Origin of the sequence: Mycobacterium lentiflavum, from assembly GCF_022374895.2 — a bacterium.
GTDB lineage: Bacteria > Actinomycetota > Actinomycetes > Mycobacteriales > Mycobacteriaceae > Mycobacterium > Mycobacterium lentiflavum.
In genome coordinates this window covers 3,726,996-3,745,935 of sequence record NZ_CP092423.2, presented here as the reverse complement: position 1 = coordinate 3,745,935, position 18,940 = coordinate 3,726,996, and the positions used below count along the sequence as shown (strand labels likewise).

Sequence of the window (18,940 nt, the reverse complement as noted above, 5' to 3'; positions counted from 1 at the left end):
CGCCAGACTAAGCCGCGGGTGCCGCGTGCCGGCTCAGCCGGTCACAAACGCACCCGTGGGGATCGTCAGCGGCAAGTCGACCGAACTCAACAGTCCGGGCTCGGCGGCGACGACATAGGGCACGGCATTGACGACGCGCAGGGCGGTGGCAACCATGGCGCCCGCCCCGGACGTCATGCCCCCGACGCCGGCCTTTCGCGGGTCCTTCAGCGTTGCCGCGAGCGTGCAGTCGATATCGGGATCACCACTGATCTGGACGCGGTAGGACAGGTCCCCGATGCCTTCCGGCCAATCCGGGGCGACGTCGTGCGCGAGTCGCGTGACGTGCTCGATGATGATGGCTTCACGACCGTCGACGATGCCGGTGGCCCGCATGCGCAGCGCGCCGCAGGTTCCCGCCTCGACGGTACCCATCGCGACCTCCAGCGTCCGGTCGGTGACCGCGCGGTCGAAATACTCACGGACCTCCTGGACTTCGACTCCCAGCGCTTCTGCGATCAACCGGATCTGCCCCTGCCATTCGCCGGCGATCGCGCCCGGGAAGCCGATCCACGGTTGGTAGTCGAGCGGCCGGCCGAAGCCCAACGCGTCGCTCATGATGTCGGGCACGCCGTAGTCGTCGTACAGGCCGATCTCCCACGCGTGAATCTGGTCGATGGACGACGACTGCGTGGACAACACCAACGGCAGATAGTCGGCGGCGAAGCCCGGCTCGATCCCCGAGGCGTAGAGCGACGCCTGGCCCTGCTTGGCCGCGGCCACCAGCTGGTCGCGCCACTCGGCGGGTTCGTAGGCGTGCGGATTCACCAGGCGCGTCGTGCTCGTCGTGACCACGTTGATGCCGGCCTCGAGCAGCCGGACGTAGTCCGGAATGGCCAGGGCGTCGCGTTCGGGGCCGCTGGCCGCGTAGATCACGCAATCCGGCTTGCACGCGATCAGCGCATCGGCGTCGGTGGTGGCCTTCAGGCCGATCGGCTCACCGCTGGCGAGTTCGCCGGCATCCTTGCCGTCCTTCTCCGGGGAGTGCACCCACACCCCGACCAATTCCAGATTGGGGCGACGATCGATCGCGCGGATGGCGATCGAACCGATTCCGCCCGTTGCCCATACCACTACCCGCTGAGCCGTCATGTCGTTCCTCCTCAGTTGCACGCGTGATGAAAGCTGAGGCGGCCGTTGCCCTTACGCCGGCAGTTACCCAACGTTCGAAACGGAAGCTAACAGCCGCGAGCCAACACGGTCAAGGGTTTAAGAGAGTAAGTACTATCCTAAAGAACAAATCTTAGGTTAAGGTGCGGGTTGAGGGTCGACCGGCGGGAAATGGATCACCTGGCGCGCTGATGTTCACACTGAGGTTCGACATGCGCGCCCCGGCATGGGCTGGTCCGGCCGCCGATCTGTACGCGGCGGCCATCGACATGTGCGCGTGGGCAGAGACCCGCGGCGTCGCACCCGATGTGGCGTGGCCGTACCTCGAACGCGCCGCGGCCGCCGCGGCCAGGACCAACCGGGCAACGAGAGTGAATCTGACGACGCTGCGGCGGCGTGTCGCGTCGCAGGATTCACACTCGACATCCGCGACCACGCTGCCGCTTTACGCCTTCGATCAGACGTGTAACGTGCATCACAACGATTAGGCCATCTAGGAGTTTGCCGTGTACACACTGCGCTTCGACATGCGCGCCCCCGAGTGGGCTGCGCCCCCCGCCGATCTGTACGCCGCGGCGCCCGAGATGTGTGCGTGGGCAGAGGATCACGGTGGTCTGGCCGCCGTTATCTGCGAGCATCACGGCTCGGAGGACGGCTACCTGCCGTCCCCGTTTTTGCTGGCGTCGGCGGTGGCCTCGCGAACGCAGCGGCTGGCGCTGAGCATGATTCTGATCCTGCCGTTCTACGAAACCGTGCGCCTGGCCGAGGACATGGCGGTGCTCGACATCATCAGCAATGGGCGGGCGTCATACATCCTGGCGCTGGGTTACCGGCCCGAGGAGTTCGAGCACTTCGGCGTGCCGATCAAGAAGCGCGGCCGCGTCTGCGACGAGAAGCTTTCGCTGTTACGGCGACTGCTTGCCGGCGAAACCGTCGAAGAAGACGGACGGCGGATCACGGTGACGCCGCGCCCACTGACCGCCGGCGGGCCGGGATTGATGTGGGGCGGTGGCACGGTGGCCGCGGCCCGTCGTGCCGGCCGATACGGGCTGGGCATGCTCGGGAATGCAAACGAGCCCGGCATGCAAGAGGCCTACGAGCAGGCCTGTCGTGAGCACGGCCATCAGCCCGGTCCGACAATGTTTCCTGACCGCAACACGCCGTCGGTCGTGTTCGTCGCCGACGATCTGGACCAGGCGTGGAAGGAGATCGGGGAGCATCTGCTGCACGACGTGCAAACCTATGCGGCGTGGAATCCCGGGGACGAGACTACGGCGGGCTTCTCGCACGTGAAGACCGTCGACGAACTGCGCGCCAAGCCAACGTCGCACATCATTATCTCGGTGCCAGAAGCGATTTCGCGGGTCCGCGCCGGCCAGATGCTCAATTTGTCGCCGCTGTGCGGCGGGCTGCCGCCGGACATCGCGTGGCGGTATCTCAAACGGGTGGGCGACGAGGTGCTGCCCGCGGCGCTGGGCTGAGCGCTTACTTGGGTTGGTTCGGTACGCCTGGATACAGCTGCTCGGTCGGTCCCGCGGTCACATAGCCGCCCAGCTTCGTAATGAGATGGGGCGCAAAGACCGCGCCGTACACCACGTGTCCGACGACGATGACCGCCACGATGGACAACACCGCGGACTGCCCCCGGCTCTTCGATCTCTTGTCGGCCCACATATCGATGACATTGCGTCCTTGTCCATCGGTGCGGCCGAGCAGATAGGTGAAGATCATCATCTGGATGCCCATCGCGAGCGAGTCATACAGCGGGTATTGGTGCTTGGTCCCCTCGAAGATCGCCAGGCCGGGAATCACGTAGCCGTAGTAGAAGTTGCCGAGCTGGGCTCCGGTAAAGGCGTTGAAAAACAGTGCCCAGCAGAACCCGACGATGAGGCCGACCACCAGAAGGGTAATCGGCCTGCGCCAGTTGAACTTTGCGCTCAGCCGGCGTCCCAGGGCCGACGCGGTGACGGCGGGAATGATGAAGTAGGAGACGTAGCCGATCGGCACCGCCAACGGCAACCCGCCCCACGTCATGTTCAGCGGCCACCAGGACGGCATGCGGGGCAGCGCCGGCGGAAACTGTGCGTACATCGCCCAGTCGTAGGGAGATTCGATCCACGAGAACGAGATTGCCGAAACGCCAAGTAGCAACAGCGGATGGATGCGGCGGCGGCGGTAGCTCAGATAGATGCCGACCACTAGGAACGTGATGCTGGCGACGTAGGAAAAGTACTGAGCCCCGGCCATCACCGGCGTCATTTCGGTGTTCACCGGCGGTCCTTTTCGCTCGGCGTGCGCCGGGCTTCGGGATCGAACCGGACTACCAGCCCGAAGATCAGGATGATCAGGCCGAACAGCGTGCCGAGCATGATGACAGCGCCCATGGTGTCACCCTTTCGATGATGCGCATCGTTAAGGTAGTGGATACTATCCTATCTAGATAGTGGATACTATCCCCGAGGCGTGAGGTTGGGAGGAGTGGACATCGGTGCCCCAGCGAGCGACTAAGCCGCCGACACCGGCGACGGTGGCGCGTCGGCCCCGCGGAGAGCCGCGCAGGCTGCTGCTCGACGCTGCCCGGGCGCTTTTCGCCGGTCAGGACTACCGCAGCACCACAACGCGGGAGATCGCTCAGGCCGCCGGTGTCACCGAGCACCTGCTGTTCCGCAATTTCGGCTCGAAGGCGGCGCTGTTCCGCGAGGCACTCGTGGTGCCCTTCGTGAGCTTCGTCGACGAATTCGGCAAGACCTGGCAATCGGTGGTCCCCGAGGAGACCGACGAGGAGGAGCTGACTCGGCTTTTCGTGTCGCGGCTCTACGACGTGTTCGTCGAACACCAGGGCCTGCTGCTGACACTGATGGCGGCCGAAAATCTCAGCGACGAGGAAAAGACGGACGCCGGCATCGCCGAGATCCGCCGGGCGGTCACGGTGCTCGGCCAAATCAGCGTCGAGGGAATGCAATTGCGCGGGTTGCGGTCGGACCATCCCGACTTGCCGGCGCACTCAACGGTTTCGATGATCGCGGGCATGGCCGCGCTGCGTTCGACCTACTTCGGGGACACGCCACCGCCGCGGGAGGTGATCGTTGAGGAACTCGTTCAAGCGCTCTTGCACGGCTTCTTGCACCGCAACGTCTGAGTTAGGGATCCGATTATGACAAGCGCCAATGCCGTTGAGTTGTATTACGACCCATTCGACGTCGAGATCGACTCGAACCCATATCCGGTGTGGAAGCGGATGCGCGAAGAAGCGCCGCTGTACTACAACGAGAAATACAACTTCTACGCGCTGAGCCGCTACGACGACGTGGTCCGCGAACTGCCGAACTGGGAGACCTACCGCTCCGGCCGGGGCACCACCGCCGATATCTTGTTCGCGAATATCGAAGTGCCACCGGGCATTCTGCTGTTCGAGGATCCTCCGCTGCACGATCTGCACCGCAAACTGCTGTCCCGGGTTTTCACCCCCAGGCGCATGTTGGCCGTCGAGTCGATGGTTCGTGGATTCTGCATCCGTGAGCTGGACCCCCTGGTCGGCGGGAGCGGGTTCGATTTCATCGCAGACCTAGGCGCGATGATGCCGATGCGAACCATCGGCTATCTCTTGGGCATCCCCGAAGAGGATCAAGAGAAGATCCGCGACCGCAGCGTCGCCAACATCGAATTGTCCAAGGACAGTGACCCCGCTGCGATCGATGCGAACGTCTTCGCGAATTCCATCGCGTTGTTCGCCGACTACATCGAATGGCGGGCCAGTCATCCTTCCGACGACCTGATGACCGAACTACTGGGCGCCGAGATCGACGAACCGGACGGGACGCGTCGACCCCTATCCCGGACCGAGGTGCTGGCTTATACCGCGATGATCGCTGGTGCCGGTAACGAAACCACCGCTCGCTTAATCGGTTTCATGGGGCAGTTGCTGTCGGATCACCCCGATCAACGCCGTGAGCTCGTCGCGGACCCGTCACTGATCCCCGGCGCGATCGAGGAGACACTGCGCTACGAGCCGCCGTCTCCGGTGCAGGCCCGCTATGTCGCACGCGATGCCGAGCACTACGGTCGCGTGGTACCCGAGGGGTCGTTCATGCTGCTGCTGAACGCGTCCGCCAACCGCGACGAAAACCACTTCACGGATCCGGATCGTTACGACATCCACCGCCGCGGCAGTCATCTCAGCTTCGGGCAAGGCCTGCATTTCTGCTTGGGCTCCGCGCTGGCCAGGTTGGAAGCGCGGGTAGCCTTCGAAGAGGTTCTCAAGCGCTGGCCCGACTGGGAAGTCGACTACCCGAACGCCCAGCGGGCGCATACTGCGAGCGTGCGCGGCTGGGCGCGCTTGCCTGTTTTGGTGGGGTGACTACCGCCCACTCGAACGCGAACGTGCGGCTGGCGTCACACTCGCGCCGGGCTGCGGCGCCGGCCCCCAGCGTTCGGGCCAGAAACGTGGGCAGCACCGAGGTCGTCAGGTTGCGCGGACATAGCAGCGAGATAACCACGGTTCGGCAAAACCGACGAATTCAACGTTAGAGAATGCTTTGATCCACCAGCACCGCGCCGTCGGGCTGGTTCCCGAGGGTGTGCAGCGGAATGTCCTCTTCCTGGACCGTCAGCAGGACAATCTGGGCCAATTGCCGGGCAGCGTCGCACTGCACGTAGTGATCGGCGCCCGGCACCACCCAGTAGCGATTTCGGCCGGGCTTGGCCTTGAGGTACGTCTGCCACACGTGGTTGGGGACGCGCAGCGGCGCGACGTTGTCGTGCAGTCCCCACACCACGGTGGTGTTCACCTGGCTGGTGGAAAGTGCTTCTAGCCAACTGGTTTCGTCTGCGGCGCGCTCGTTCAGATATTGGATGGTGTCCGGCAGTACCCGGATCCCGTCCTTGTAGGCAAAACACTTGGCCAGCGCGTCGATTTCAGGGTCGGTCAATTTCCTTCTCGGCATGAAGGTGCTGGCGCCCATGCCGGCCGCCAGCGTCTCCGGTGTGGTCGCGGCCGCGGTGGCTCGCCCCGTTTCGGGATCGAGCAGCGCGGTTTGGAACAGCGTCAGATTCGCCAGCGGCAGGTAGATGTTGGCGTTGGTCAAGATGAGGTCGAGAGGGGCCACCGGCGGGTCCAACGCCGCCAACATGCCCAGCGCGATCATGCCGACGCTGCTGCCGCGATCATGGGTGAGCATGCGAAATTCGGTCAGTCGCCACACGTCGGTGATCGCGTGCACGAGCAGACGCGCATCGTCGTACAACGAATAGACGTAGGGCTCCGGCGGTTTGTCCGACAATCCGTAACCCGGAAAGTCCAACAGGTAGATGTCGAAGTCGGAGCTCAGCTCGTGGGCCAACTCGAAGTAATCGATGCTCGACGTCGGAAAGCCATGAACGAGCACGAGCGGCGGTGCCCCAGCCGTGCCGCTGCGGCGGCTGAACACCCCCACTTCCTGCCCGTCGTTGGCGGCGGTAGTCGACCGCCAGCGAAGTTCCGTCCCGCCCTTTTGCCACTCCGTGAAGATGTCCAAGATGCCAGCATCTCAGAGGCGATCGTGGTTAGACAACCGATGTTTCGCGGATCAGGCGTTCACGGGCAAGTCAGGTGTATCCCGAATGTGATCTGACGCATCCCGGTTTGGCCGGGCATGGTTCCCTGGCCGTTGCCGGTGATCGTGTACTTCGGGCCGTCTTTGGTGACCATCACCTGGTTCACGGATTGGGTCGGTTGATAGGGCAGCTGGTACTCGCCGTTTCCGACTTTCAGCGAAATCGAAAACCCGTCAACGCTGGGCGGCTTCTCGTCCGACAGCGCGAAGGACAGCGATGCCGAATCGTCGTGGACGCTGATTCGCGTCGTCAGATCACCCGATTCCGGAGGTGTCGCGTGCGGTGCCGAGGCCGAGCTGGTGCAGCTGACTTTGGAAGTGATCGTGTGGGTGTGCTGGTCCAGCATCAAGATCGTGTTCGACGGTGGCGCACTCGAGCTCGTCGGCGACGCGGGCTTGCTGCCGGTGTTGGAACACGCCGCCAGGACGACAGCCAACACGACCGCGCCGAGCCCGGTAACACCGCGGCTGATTCGCCGCCGAGTGTCCGGATTCTTCATCGCAAGTCCTCCTAGAGGTCTTTCTCCGAAGGCGCGCACCGCGCCGTGCCTACCGTAGCCGCGAAGGCGCTGTTCAGCGCGTGCCGGCCCCCATCGGGCTACGGCCAGGCTTCCCAATGGATCATCGTGCGCAGCGGACCGGCGAATACGGGGCGCACCGCGTGGGTTCGCCACCGTTCCTCGACGAGCGGTGCGAGGGCCCGTGTTGTGCTCAGCGGGTCCCCGTCGAGGTAAACGACGGTGATGTATTGGTGGTCGGCTCGCCACCCCCGCGGTAAATGGCTCCATCCGGTGCTCGAACCGAACATCCAGGCGCCCGCGGTGCCCGGCGTGGCGAGCAAGGCCGGAAAGTGTTCGGCGTGCAGCCATTGCAGCCATTCGTTCGAACGGCCGTCGGTGGGCTCCTCGACGATCAACAGAATTCCGCGGTGCGGCCGGAACGGCACGACCTCGGCGGACACGAGAGCCTGCGGCGAGGAGTGCCACTGCAGCAGACGCAGTCCCGCGATTTGCAGTAACGGCCGGGCGACCGGGAAGCGACCGTTCTCCCGCAGTTCACGGCCGAGCGCCACGAAGTCATCGAATGTTTCTTCGGCGGGGTCGCCGACCAGATAGTGCACGACGTTGCCGACCTCGCCCAGTGGTCCGCCCGTCGCGAGGCGATGGTTGAGGTAATCGCCGTCTGCGATCCAGCGCAATCCGTGCACGATGCCTGGGAGTTGATACTGCTCCGGCATGTGATCAAGCAGGTGCCAACGCAGGTAACCGTTTTCGTCGTCGGACGGTGCGGTGAGGCTGAAAATGCCGGCCTTGACCCGGTTCATGCGGCACCGCCTGGGGGATGGAGTTCGGCCAGGGCGTGCAGGTTCTCCAGATAGTGCTGCACCGAGGTATGGGTGAACCAGGTGGTAATGGTGGTCGCGCCGTGCGCGCCGCTGTCGGCGAGTATCTCGCGGGTGCGTTCGGGATCGTTGATCGGGTCCAGGGGGGCCGGCGGCGGTAACACCACCTCGAAGCCGGCCGGAATTTCGAAGCGGCCCAGCCATTCTCGGGTCTGCTGCAACGTCACATTGAAAGGCGCCCACCCGTCGGCCAGGGTGACGGCGCGGCGCAGTGATCGCAGCGTGCGTCCGCCAATCCAGATGGGAACATGATCCTGAACCGCGCACGGGTCGACGACCAGGCCGTCGAACGAATAAAACTCGCCGTGGTAGGCGGGTTCTGAGACCGACAGGGATGCGCGTAGCGCTCGCAGCGCGTCGTCGCCGCGCGGTCCGCGGTCGTCGTAAGGGGCACCGAGAAGGTCGAATTCCTGTTTGAGGCTGCCCACGCCGACGCCGAGGATGAGCCGGCCATTGCTGAGTTTGTCCAACGTGCCATAGCGCTTAGCGATTTCGAGCGGGTGGTGGTAGCCGAGGACTAACACGTGGGTGGCCAACCGGATGCGCTGCGTGCGCGCGGCCAGGTAGCCCAACGTCGCCAGCGGATCCCAGTACCGCATACCGCGGCGTTGACCTTCCACCGCAGGCAACGCGATGTGCTCGCTGCAGGTCAGGTGGTGATAGCCCAACCGGTCTGCGGTTTCGGCGATCTGGGCCAGCTCCTCGATCGAAGCATCCTGCTCCCAGGCCGCACTGGCGCCGGGCATCGTGATCACAACCGGTGTGGACAGCGACAGCTTTACCGATGAGGTGCTCATCCCTGCATATACCCTCCGGCGTCGACGGGGATCGATTGTCCGGTGATGGTTCGGCTCTCGTCACTGGCCAAGAACAACGCGAGGTTGGCCACATCGTCGGGCGACGAAATATCGCGCAGAGCAACATCTTTGAGAGATTTCGCACGCACGGCCTCGACCTCGACGCCCTGCTCGTCGGCGGTGCGCTGCAACCAATTGCGATATAGGTCCGTATCGATCGCGCCCGGCACGATGCAATTGCAGCGGATCCCGTGCGGACCGACTTCGAGCGCAACGGTCTTGGTGAAAGCACGCAGTGATGCCTTCGCGGTCACGTAGTGGGTTTTGCGGACGATGCCGTGATAGCCCGCGGTAGAGGAGAAATTCAGGATGACTCCGCTGCGGCGTTGCAGCATCGACTGGTTGAGCACTTCGCGGGTGCACAGCATCGCCGCGGTGACATCGATGGCGATCGTGGCATTCCAGTTGTCGAGCGTCTGCTCCCAGATCCAGTGGTCTTTTCCGGGTGCGGCGGCATTGTTGCAGAGGATGTCGACGTGTCCGAACTCGCCGACCGCGCGTGCCACCATGGCCGCGACGTCCTCCTCGTCGGTGACGTCGGCCCGCATCGCGATCGCGCCAGGCCCTGCCGCCGCCGCGGCCTCGCGGACCAGCTCCTCGCGCCGGGCGGCGAGCAGTACCCGCGCACCTTCGCGGACGAACACCGATCCCAGAACTGGTCCCAGGCCGGTGCTTGCCCCGGTGATGATCGCCACCTTGCCCGCCAACCGGCCCGTCATTGCGCAAATATTACATAGCCGATTCGTTGGCTACGGAGGCCCGATACCGGGTAGATTCGAGCGGTGCTCGAATTTCTTTTTAACGACGTTCGAAACTGATGGGAAATGACGTAGTGGTGGCAACCGGAAATCAGGTCACAGCGCCGGCCGGCGCGCGCCGTGCCTACGGCGGCCTCGATCGCGACGAGGTGGTGGTCGCGTTGCGTGAGTTGGCGAAGCGGGTCGGTGTGCAGCGCGTGACAATGCGTGAACTGGCCACTGAGCTCGGCGCGGCCGTGCCCTCGGTGTACTACCACGTCCCCAGTAAGCAGACCGCTCTGGAACTCGTTGCCGAGTCCGTACTCGCCGAGATACCCGTCCCGGACGCGGGACGATGGGACACCAGACTGGTCGAGCTCTATTGCGCTGCCAGGGAAATAATCCTGGGAGTCCCCGGTGTCGCGAGCATCCTGCAGACCAGCGTCGGGAACGAGCCCGCCCGCCGTCTCGATCGACACAGCCGCGGCCTGCTCGCCGAGGCGGGCCTCGCGAAAGCCACTGCGGCCGCGGCTCATACGGTCTTGTACACATACCTGCTGGGCTCGATTGCTCTGGAGGAAACACGCTCTGCTGACGCCACACCCCGTGTTAAACGCCAGCTGGCCACCCACTTTCGCGCCGGTCTGGATGTGATCGTCGCCGGAATCAAGTCGTCGTCCTAGGTGCTCCGATGAGTATTCCCAAGCCGAATATGTTGGGGTCCCTGGTCGTCGAGAACCAGCAGACCGCTTACGATCGCGATGCCGCGGCGGTGCTCGATCCCGACACCTTCGTCGGCGGCGCCCCGTTCGACGCGATGACCCGGTTACGGGCCGGCTCACCGGTGCACCCGGTGCAGTTACCTGGACTACCCAAAGCGTGGCTACTCACCAAGCACGCCGATGTGCGGCTGGTCAGCCGGGACACCGATACCTTCACCAGCAGCAAGGGCAACACCCTCGTGGAGGTCGAGGCGGCGCCGAACTCGGCGCTACTGCCCGGCATCGACCCGCCACGGCACGTCCTGTACCGCAAGCTGATCAACCAGGGTTTTACCGTCCGAAATGTGCAGCGGCTGGAACCGCACATGCGTAAGGTCGCCCAAGGCATCGTCGCCGACATCACGGCCAAGGGTGAATTCGATGCCGTGACAGACATTTCCGCGGAGATGTCGCTACAGGTGATCGCCGACGTGCTCGGGGTGCCCGCCGAAGACCGGATGGAGGTCTTCCGGTGGAGTAACGCCATCGGAAGCCTGGGCATCGAAGACCCCGACTACGCCCCGACTCCGGAAGCCCTTGGGCAGGCCGCTGCCGAAATGTTTTCCTACTGCGGCGAATTGGTGGCCCACCGACGCAAGTACGGGCTCACCGACGACATCTTGTCGGCGCTGCTGGCCGCGGAGGTCGACGGCGAAAAGCTGAACCGCGACCAGCTGAACGAGTTCTTCCTGCTGCTGGCGATCGCCGGCAACGAAACCACCCGCAATACCCTGAGCCACGGGGTGTTGGCGCTATCAGAGCACCCGGAGCAGCAGGCCCTGCTGGCCCGTGACCGCGAGGCTGTCAAGCCCGCCGTGGAGGAACTGCTGCGCTGGGCCTCACCGGTCATGCTTTTTCGTCGTACCGTGACCCGTGACGTCGAAATCCGGGGCCAGCACATTCCCGCCGGCGATTGGGTATTGCTGCATTACCTGTCGGCCAATCGCGACGAGGACGTGTTCGATCGGGCCGGCGAATTCGACGTCACTCGCCCGGACGCCGGTCATGCCGCGTTCGGTGGCGGGGGAGTGCACTTCTGCCTCGGCGCTCAGCTCGCCCGCCTGGAATTGCGCGTCATGCTCGAAGAGCTGTACCCAAATGTGCCGGGCCTGACGGTCACTGGGCCGCCCGACCGGTTACGCTCGTCGTTCTTCCACGGCATCAAGCGTCTGCCGTGTAGTGCGCAATGAGGGTACGTCTGCCAGCCACGCGTGAATTCGTGCGGCCACCAACGCCCATCCCGGCTCGACCATCATGTTGTGGCCCATGTTGGGAAAGATCTCCGCTGTGGTGCCATAGGCCCGCGCGGTCTGATGCACTTCCCGCGGGGTGAAGCACCCGTCGTCTTCGGCGCCCAAAACCAATACCGCAGTGTTGACCTGATCAGGTTTGGGCAGGTTGAGGAGCAACATATCGAGGAACCATCTGCCCGCATATTCTTCGCCCAGCGGTGCGGTATAGCGCACCACGTCGGCCTCTGGGGTGTATCGAGAATAAAAGTGCTCGCGGGCCAATTTGGGTGTGCCGCCTACACCGTGTAAAGACTTGGTAGTCAACAGGGTTCGCGCGGTATGCCACGGATGCCGCCTGCCGAGGCGCAACATGAATCCGGTGACCCCGCTGGGTGGTGCGGAGGCGAGCAACACGGCGGCTGGCGCTTCGTGTGACTCCAGGTACTTCTGGACTACGAACCCGCCCAACGAGTGGCCGACCACTATCGGCGGAGTAGGCAAGGCGTTGGCAACGGATGCGACATCGTCGACGTAGTCGGCGATCGAACAGAAGAGATTTCGCTTCGGCTCGGCGCTCTTTCCGTGACTGCGAAGGCTTACCGCAAGCGATCGATAGCCCTTTTCCGCGAAGAAGTCCAAGAAGTGCTCGTCCCAATACCAAGCGCCATGCCAAGCGCCGTGGACAAAAAGCACCGGCGGTTTCGCAGAATCGCGGCCCGGACCCTTTTCAATCACCTCGAGCATGGGCAGACTCCTTTGTCGCGCCCTGAGACTAGCGTCTGGCCATCCTTAACGAGGGAAAAAGACGATAATGGTGGGTGCCGCCGAATCTGAGGAGTGCCCCACGTGACGGTGGATTCGTCCGAACAACGCACGCTGGTCTTGACGGCCTTTCCTGTCGAGGCAGATGAGGTGCTCTCCCACACCACACTGGACCTCGATCCCGTAGTGGTCGCCGACCGTCGGCATTTCTATCTCGGTTCGATCCACGGCAAGAAGGTCATCGTGGCGATGACCGGCATTGGCATGGTCAACGCTACCGAGGCCACCGATACCGCGTTGACCTACTTCTCCAGCATCGTTGGCGCGGTGGTGTTTTCGGGCGTGGCGGGCGGTGCCGGGCGGACCGGCATTGCCGATGTGGCCGTACCGGCGCGCTGGACGCTGGACAACGGCAAGACTTTTCGTCCTGTCGACGCCGACATGTTGGCTGCTGCCGAGACCCTGTCCGTCACACTGGAAAGCGTAAAACGGATGCGGCATGAGCCGCAGCTGCTGGTCGGTGGTGACGGCTGCAGCTACGACAACAACAATGGGCGGGCATTCCCGGGTATCCCGCTCGGTGGCACGGTGTTCGGCTGCCAACCGCGGACGGCACCAGATCGCTCGTTCTTCCACACCGGCAATTTCTTTCAGGCCGCGTGGCCGTGGCTGAGGCACGGCCTGATCAGCAACGCGAAGGTCGTTTCGGCGGCGGATCCGGCCTTCGATGCCACCGACAGTGAGACCGCGGCGGCCCAGGCCGTCGCGGACGCGCGTGGCGTGCCGTTCCTGGGGATCCGCGCCATGTCGGACGGACCGGGCGATCCACTTCGGTTGCCGGGCTTTCCGTTTCAGTTCTTCGTCTACAAGCGGGTCGCCGCGGTCAACGCCGCGCGAGTGACCGCGGCGTTTCTGCGGCGCTGGCCGGGTGCCTGATCTATTCGGGCCCGCGAGCGACGGGGCGGCTCGGATCCGACGACCATTCGGACCACGACCCCGGATACAGCGCGCTCTCGCGACCCGTCGCGGCGAGCGCCGCGACCGCGATGGTGGCGGTCACCCCGGAGCCGCAATAGGCGCCCAACGGGCCGCTGCCGTCGATGCCACGATCGGACAACTGCTGGGCGAGCGCATCGTCACCGAGAAACGTGCCGTCGGCCGCCAGCACCGAGCCGCTGGGCAGGTTCCGTGCCCCCGGGATGTGACCCGCGACCGCGTCGACGGGTTCGGAGTCGCCGCGGTAGCGATCCGGTGCGCGCGCATCGAGCAGCGCCACCGCGCCCGCGCCGGCTTGTTCGGCCGTCAGGGTGGGCAGCGCTCCGGCGTACAAATCCTCGTGGGGCACAGTCACATTCCCCGCCTCCCGAGTGACCTCGCCCGTCTCTAGGCTTAGTCCGGCGGCCCGCCATGCGCCCAGTCCGCCGTCCAGAATGCGGACGTTCGCGAGCCCGGCCGCGGTCAACACCCACCATGCTCGCGCAGAACCCGCGCGATTCCAGTCGTCATAGACCACGACCAACGAGTCCTGCTGGACACCCCAGCGGCGTGCGGCGGCCTGCAGGCTTCGTCCCGACGGCAGCGGGTGACGGCCGCGGCCGGACACGGTGTGATCGCTGAGTTCGTCGTCGAGCGACACATAGACCGCGCCCGGCAGGTGGCCGTCCAGATAGGTCGCTCGCCCGTCGGGTTGGTCGAGCCGCCAACGGACATCCAATATGGTCAGCGGATGGTCGGCCTCGATCAGGTCGGCCAGCTCCTTGGCGGTGATCAACACCCGGTCGCGCGGTTGCACGGTCCACCTCCTCGTCGTCTCCAGCGACACTAGCCCTCGGACCGAAACCGTCTCCGTCTCAGCAAACAACGGCGTAGGGTCGGCGATCATCACCGGCCGTCGATGGGAGCCGATATGGGCAACATCTATCGGGCAGCGCTCGCGGCGGCCATCGCGCTGGCTGTCGTGACGGCGATTCCGGCCAATGCGATGCCCAATACCCAGTGCACGCTGGCGACACCGGTGACCGAAGTGCACAGCCTGTCGCAGTTACCGCCGGTACTCGTGAAGCTCTTGCCGCCCATCGCCGACGTCGGCGCGCCGTTCAACAAGACCGATTCCGTCAACGATCCCTCGTTGCCGTTTCGGCGCCTGATCCGCGCCGGCAACCGGGACGCCGACTGGTTCCTCTGGTACGAGCACGGCGGCGCGGGCTACTTCTGGCAAGCCGTGGTGGCCCGCCTCGCACCCGGGAGCCCGGCGACGGTGATAGCGAACGCGGGAACCATCACCGACACGCTGTGCACTCTCACCGACGGCGCTTTTGCCGGCCACGTGCCGCCCTACCCACCGGGTTCGTGGGGCGCGTCCGACTTTAGGCGGCGTCGTCGTCCGGCCCGTCGACGGGCCCCAACGTCGCCAGCATGCCGGCGGCCGCGCGCTGCCAGGTGAAGTTCTCCGCCCGGCGCCGCGCGCAGGTCCGGCGGTGGTATTCGGGCAGGCTGATGACCGTGCCGACCGCCCTGGCGATGGCCTCCGGGTGGTTGTCGGCCGACGCGCCGCTGTCCGGGGTGATGATCTCGGTGAGCGCCGAGGTGCGAGAGACCACCGCCGGCGTGCCGCAGGCCAGCGATTCCAGCGCGGCCAACCCGAATGTTTCGTGCGGCCCCGGAGCCAGGGTGACGTCTGCGGAGGCCAGCAGCCCGGCGACGGTGTCCCGGTTGGAGACGAACCCGGTGAAGTCGATCGGCAGCCCGGTGGCCTGGCGTTGCAGCTTGGCCCGCATCGGTCCCTCACCCATGACGACCAGTCGGGCATCGACGCCGAAGTCGCACAGCGCGGCCAGCGCGTCGATGCTGCGGTCGGCCCGCTTCTCCACCGACAGCCGGCCGCAGTGCACAAGCAGGAGTTGTTGTGGGGTGGCCCATTGCCGGCGGACCACGGGAGAGTGCCGACTCGGGTGGAAAGTCTTCAGGTCCACACCCAGCGGCACGGTGACGACGTTCTTGGCGCCGATCCGGTCGAATTCTTCGCGCGCGAAACCGGTAGTGCAGACCACGGTGTCGTAGTCGGCGGCCGTGCGGCCATTGGCAAAGTCGGCGAGGCTGCGGGCCGGTCGCTTCGGAAGTACTTGTCCGGCAAGGCGATCCAGCCGCTCATGCGAGATCATCACGGTTGTGGCGCCGTGTTCGCGGCCCCAGCGGCCCAGTGACCTCAGTGTCAGCCGGTCGGAAACTTCCAACGCGTCGGGTTGCAGCGCTTCCAGCAGCGCCTTGACCGGACCGGGCATCACCGCGCGGTAACCGCCGGTGAAGGGAATCAGCCAGGCGGGCATGGTGATTCGCACCACACCCGTCGGAAGCAGGGTACGTTCTGCGCGCGGGCCGGGAACGACCAAGAACACTTCGTGGCCGTTGGCGCTGTATTCCGCGCCCAGCCGATCCACCGCGGTACGAAGGCCGCCGGACCGCGGGCCATAGAAGTTGGCGACCTGTACAACGCGCATATGCAGAGGACACGCGGCGCTTGTGTGCACTCAACGATGCAGAACTAACGTGTGCCTTAACAGTCCATGAATTCCCCTGCTCAACGGCGTTACGGAGATTGGCTGTGAGTTCAGCGTTTTCCCCAGTCCCAGCGCGGTGTGCTGAGCAGGTTCTGGCCGGTGATCCGGGTTTCGCCCCAGTCCTTGTAGAGCTCGATCTCGACGGCTTCGCTGCCATCGCTCTGGGCGACCGGCACCGCGTCCAGAAACTTCAGCAACGACCGCGAGTGCGTCACGACCACAACCTGAGCCTGCTCGGCCGCGGCGCGGATCAGCGTGGCAAGCGGTCGTACCAAGTCGGGGTGCAGCGAGGTCTCCGGCTCGTTGAGCACCATCAGCGACGGCACTTCCGGGCTCAACAGCGCGGCCGTCCACAGCAGGAATCGCAGTGTGCCATCGGACAATTCGGCCGCGCGCAGCGGACGCAGCATGCCGCGCTGGCGCAGCTGAAGGTCGAACAACCCGTCGTGAATCGCGACCGAGATCGTGGCGCCGTCGAAAGCGTCTGCGATTACCCGACTTAACTCGTCGGATCCCGATTCGAGGATGGTTTGAATCGCCGCGGCCAAGTCGCTGCCGTCGTCAGTCAGCACCGGGGTACGAGTGCCCACCTGCGGATGCCGGGCGGATGCTCCGCCGTCGACGCGGAACCCGTCGTAGAACCGCCACCCGCGCAGTCGCTCCCGCACCGCCGCGAGTTCGGGAAGCGCGTGCGGGTTGGCGTACTCGGCAAGCACGCTGCGGTATAGGGGCAGCGATCGGCTCAGCTCGTCGAAACCGTTGTCGGCGTTGACGGCCTCGGCGAAAGCCCGGGATCGGCTTACCAGCGTCGCGCTGGGCCGCAGCACCGGCCCGGCGAATATTATCTCCCGCTTGATCTCGGGATCGCGGGCAAAGACGGACTTGCCCGCCGACTGGGGGAGGCCCAGATCTACGAGGTAGCCGAAATCATCTGCGGCGAAGCCCATTTCGAGCGAGACGGGCCGGGTGCGGACGGTGCCTTGGGTCTTCTGGGAGCGTCGCGCGCCCTTGAGTTGCTCGGGCCCGGCCCACAGCACCGATTGCAACCCACCCTCGCGGGCCAGTGAGCCGATGACCTCGCCCCGACCGCAGTCCGCCAACAGCCGCAGCGCGCGGTAGACCGACGACTTTCCGACGCCGTTGGCACCGGTAATGAGCGACAGCCGCCCCAGCGGCAGGATGACCTCGCGCAGCGAGCGATACCCGCGGATCGCGACCGTCTGCAACATGCCGCCGACTGTACGGTCACCCTCTGACGCGTTGTCAGCTGTCGGCGGTGTCGAGCAGTTGCACCTCTTCGAGATCCATCTCGGACTGCAATTCGCGCAGCACGATGTCGTCGATGACCCGTTGATTGCGCAGCGTGGTGATGGCCCGGCGCTTGTGCTCGAGCACGCCAAGGCGCACCCGTCGAACCAGCTCGTTGCGCTCCGTCAAGGTGTTGGTCGAATCGTCGCCGTTCTCCGCGATCAGCGCGGCGTGCTCTTCGTATTCCTTTTGCAAGCGGGCCAACAGCTTTGGGCTGGCTCCGAGCTCGGCGGCCACCACGGGTAATGCCTCGAGGGCAGCTTGGGTCCCGCGACAGCGGGCCAGCTGCAGCTCGTTGGCGTACTCGACATCGTCGGGCATGCGCGCCCAGCGAACGATCGCGGGCAACGTGATGCCTTGGACCAAGACGGTCGTGAGGATGACAACGACCACGATGAAGATCAGCAGGCTGCGGTCGGGGAACGGCGCGCCGCTCAGCGTGGCCGTCGGGACGGCGAGCGCAGCCGCAAGCGACACGGCGCCGCGGAATCCGGCCCAGGCGGTGACGAAGCGCTGGCGGAACGGCACACGGCGTTCCCGTTGTGCCTGCCGGCGGTCGATCAGTCGCAGTAACAGCGTGGTGAGTTCGCCCCAGAAGATGCGGGACAGGATCACGACAGCGGTGACGGCGAGCGCGATGAACAGTGCATGGCGGATTCCGCCGTCGACGCCGTTGATGCCGCGCACCGCGCCGGGGATCTGCACCCCGACGAACACCCACAGCGAACCGTTGATCAGGAATGTCGCCATGTCCCAGAATCCGTAGGACAACAGCCGGGAGCGGGCCCGGATCACCACCGGCCCTGAGTAGGCGAGCACCAGGGCGGATACCAGGACCGCGACCACGCCGCTGCAGTCCAGCGCTTGGGCCAGTAAGAACGCCGCGAACGGCGTCAGCAGGCTCATGGCTCCTTCTTCTTGCGGCGCGTCGATTCGTTTGCGCGCCAGGGTCACCAACCCGCCGACCAGCAGCCCGGCCGCGATACCGCCGAGGTAGGAGACGACGAAGCGGAGGACCAGGTCGGGCGGGGTGATCTCGGCGCCACCGATCGCGACGTGGACGGTCACAAAGAACAGCACCAGCGCCGTTCCGTCGTTGATGAGGCTTTCGCCGCGCAGCACGGTGAGCGTGCGGCGGGGCAACTTTTTCGCCAGCCCCGCGACGGCGGCGGCGTCGGTGGGTGAGAGCACGGCGCCCAGGACCGCGGCCGCGTGGGATTCCATGCCGAGGGCCCGTGCCGTCCAGGACACGCCGACCGCGGTCACGATCACCAGCAAGACGCTTAACAAAATGATGATCCGGGCGTTCGCACGCAGCTCCCGGATGCTGGTGCCCAGGCCCTCCCAGTACAGGATCGCCGGCAAGAACAGCAGCAGGACGATCTCGCCGTTGATGTGAATATGCGCGAAGGCCGGGATCAGACCCAGCAGCGTGCCGAGAAAAATGAGCAACACCGGCGGGCCCACCCGATAGCGGCGGCCCAGCACCGTTCCGACGATGACGGCCGACACGAGCGCAACGATGACTTCGAGCCCAAACACGTGCCCATCCTGCCGTACTAGACGGCGTCTAGTTACCTGGGC

General features: G+C 65.1%; 19 protein-coding genes and 1 pseudogene. 8 read left to right on the top strand and 12 right to left on the bottom strand.

The window, feature by feature from the left end:
- Positions 1-33 precede the first annotated feature (33 nt).
- The gene (locus MJO58_RS17570; protein WP_239720195.1) at positions 34-1,131 is read right to left on the bottom strand and encodes an NAD(P)H-dependent amine dehydrogenase family protein; all 1,098 of its coding nucleotides are present in this window, start codon (positions 1,129-1,131) and stop codon (positions 34-36) included.
- Between the two features lie 209 nt (positions 1,132-1,340).
- Here MJO58_RS17570 and MJO58_RS17565 point away from each other — a divergent pair.
- Together MJO58_RS17565 and MJO58_RS17560 are read left to right on the top strand one after the other, a co-directional pair.
- Positions 1,341-1,511: pseudogene (locus MJO58_RS17565) on the top strand (LLM class flavin-dependent oxidoreductase); the annotation flags it as partial.
- 144 nt (positions 1,512-1,655) lie between these two features.
- On the top strand, positions 1,656-2,630 hold the full coding sequence (locus MJO58_RS17560) for an LLM class flavin-dependent oxidoreductase (protein WP_239720193.1): 975 nt from the start codon (positions 1,656-1,658) through the stop codon (positions 2,628-2,630).
- Positions 2,631-2,634: 4 nt separating this feature from the next.
- Here MJO58_RS17560 and MJO58_RS17555 read toward each other — a convergent pair whose 3' ends face one another.
- A complete protein-coding gene (locus MJO58_RS17555; protein WP_239720191.1) occupies positions 2,635-3,420 on the bottom strand; it encodes a spirocyclase AveC family protein in 786 nt (261 codons plus the stop codon).
- 217 nt (positions 3,421-3,637) lie between these two features.
- Here MJO58_RS17555 and MJO58_RS17550 point away from each other — a divergent pair, with 217 nt between their 5' ends.
- Together MJO58_RS17550 and MJO58_RS17545 are read left to right on the top strand one after the other, a co-directional pair.
- The gene (locus MJO58_RS17550; RefSeq protein WP_239720189.1) at positions 3,638-4,288 is read left to right on the top strand and encodes a TetR/AcrR family transcriptional regulator; all 651 of its coding nucleotides are present in this window, start codon (positions 3,638-3,640) and stop codon (positions 4,286-4,288) included.
- Between the two features lie 15 nt (positions 4,289-4,303).
- Positions 4,304-5,506: a cytochrome P450 gene (locus MJO58_RS17545; protein ID WP_239720186.1), complete on the top strand. Its 1,203-nt coding sequence runs from the start codon at positions 4,304-4,306 to the stop codon at positions 5,504-5,506.
- 166 nt (positions 5,507-5,672) lie between these two features.
- Here the strand turns inward: MJO58_RS17545 and MJO58_RS17540 are convergent, their stop codons facing one another.
- The 5 genes from MJO58_RS17540 to MJO58_RS17520 form a co-directional block, all read right to left on the bottom strand.
- Positions 5,673-6,662, bottom strand: a complete 990-nt coding sequence (locus tag MJO58_RS17540) for an alpha/beta fold hydrolase (protein ID WP_239720184.1) — start codon at positions 6,660-6,662, stop codon at positions 5,673-5,675.
- A gap of 59 nt (positions 6,663-6,721) precedes the next feature.
- On the bottom strand, positions 6,722-7,240 hold the full coding sequence (locus tag MJO58_RS17535) for a lipoprotein LpqH (protein WP_239720181.1): 519 nt from the start codon (positions 7,238-7,240) through the stop codon (positions 6,722-6,724).
- A 98-nt stretch (positions 7,241-7,338) separates the two neighbouring features.
- Complete coding sequence (locus MJO58_RS17530; protein ID WP_239720178.1) at positions 7,339-8,064, bottom strand: hypothetical protein; 726 nt, start codon at positions 8,062-8,064, stop codon at positions 7,339-7,341.
- Positions 8,061-8,939 (bottom strand): LLM class F420-dependent oxidoreductase, encoded by an 879-nt coding sequence (locus tag MJO58_RS17525; RefSeq protein WP_239720175.1) that lies wholly within the window; start codon positions 8,937-8,939, stop codon positions 8,061-8,063. Before MJO58_RS17525 ends, MJO58_RS17530 begins: the two co-directional genes overlap by 4 nt.
- The gene (locus MJO58_RS17520; protein ID WP_090603633.1) at positions 8,936-9,718 is read right to left on the bottom strand and encodes an SDR family NAD(P)-dependent oxidoreductase; all 783 of its coding nucleotides are present in this window, start codon (positions 9,716-9,718) and stop codon (positions 8,936-8,938) included. The genes MJO58_RS17525 and MJO58_RS17520 overlap by 4 nt, the downstream gene beginning before the upstream one ends.
- Positions 9,719-9,816: 98 nt before the next feature.
- Between MJO58_RS17520 and MJO58_RS17515 the strand changes: the two genes are divergently transcribed.
- Together MJO58_RS17515 and MJO58_RS17510 are read left to right on the top strand one after the other, a co-directional pair.
- The gene (locus MJO58_RS17515; protein WP_239720173.1) at positions 9,817-10,419 is read left to right on the top strand and encodes a TetR/AcrR family transcriptional regulator C-terminal domain-containing protein; all 603 of its coding nucleotides are present in this window, start codon (positions 9,817-9,819) and stop codon (positions 10,417-10,419) included.
- 8 nt (positions 10,420-10,427) lie between these two features.
- Positions 10,428-11,687 (top strand): cytochrome P450, encoded by a 1,260-nt coding sequence (locus MJO58_RS17510; protein WP_239720170.1) that lies wholly within the window; start codon positions 10,428-10,430, stop codon positions 11,685-11,687.
- On the opposite strand, the gene MJO58_RS17505 is transcribed toward MJO58_RS17510, so the two are convergent.
- Positions 11,634-12,473 (bottom strand): alpha/beta hydrolase, encoded by an 840-nt coding sequence (locus tag MJO58_RS17505; RefSeq protein ID WP_239720166.1) that lies wholly within the window; start codon positions 12,471-12,473, stop codon positions 11,634-11,636. The two genes, MJO58_RS17510 and MJO58_RS17505, sit on opposite strands and share 54 nt — an antisense overlap.
- A gap of 102 nt (positions 12,474-12,575) precedes the next feature.
- Between MJO58_RS17505 and MJO58_RS17500 the strand changes: the two genes are divergently transcribed.
- Entirely contained in the window at positions 12,576-13,427 is an 852-nt protein-coding gene (locus MJO58_RS17500) for a 5'-methylthioadenosine/S-adenosylhomocysteine nucleosidase family protein (RefSeq protein WP_239720164.1), read from the top strand.
- A gap of 1 nt (position 13,428) precedes the next feature.
- Here the strand turns inward: MJO58_RS17500 and MJO58_RS17495 are convergent, their stop codons facing one another.
- Positions 13,429-14,283 (bottom strand): sulfurtransferase, encoded by an 855-nt coding sequence (locus tag MJO58_RS17495; protein WP_239720162.1) that lies wholly within the window; start codon positions 14,281-14,283, stop codon positions 13,429-13,431.
- A gap of 114 nt (positions 14,284-14,397) precedes the next feature.
- On the opposite strand from MJO58_RS17495, the gene MJO58_RS17490 reads away from it, so the two are divergent.
- Positions 14,398-14,934, top strand: coding sequence for a hypothetical protein (locus MJO58_RS17490; RefSeq protein ID WP_239720160.1), 537 nt, complete (start codon positions 14,398-14,400; stop codon positions 14,932-14,934).
- Here MJO58_RS17490 and MJO58_RS17485 read toward each other — a convergent pair.
- The 3 genes from MJO58_RS17485 to MJO58_RS17475 all read right to left on the bottom strand — a co-directional run bounded on the left by MJO58_RS17485 (position 14,858) and on the right by MJO58_RS17475 (position 18,898).
- Positions 14,858-15,988, bottom strand: a complete 1,131-nt coding sequence (locus MJO58_RS17485) for a glycosyltransferase (protein WP_239720159.1) — start codon at positions 15,986-15,988, stop codon at positions 14,858-14,860. The two genes, MJO58_RS17490 and MJO58_RS17485, sit on opposite strands and share 77 nt — an antisense overlap.
- A 110-nt stretch (positions 15,989-16,098) precedes the next feature.
- Entirely contained in the window at positions 16,099-17,277 is a 1,179-nt protein-coding gene (locus MJO58_RS17480; RefSeq protein ID WP_239720156.1) for an AAA family ATPase, read from the bottom strand.
- 34 nt (positions 17,278-17,311) lie between these two features.
- On the bottom strand, positions 17,312-18,898 hold the full coding sequence (locus MJO58_RS17475; protein WP_090603619.1) for a Na+/H+ antiporter: 1,587 nt from the start codon (positions 18,896-18,898) through the stop codon (positions 17,312-17,314).
- Positions 18,899-18,940 lie beyond the last annotated feature (42 nt).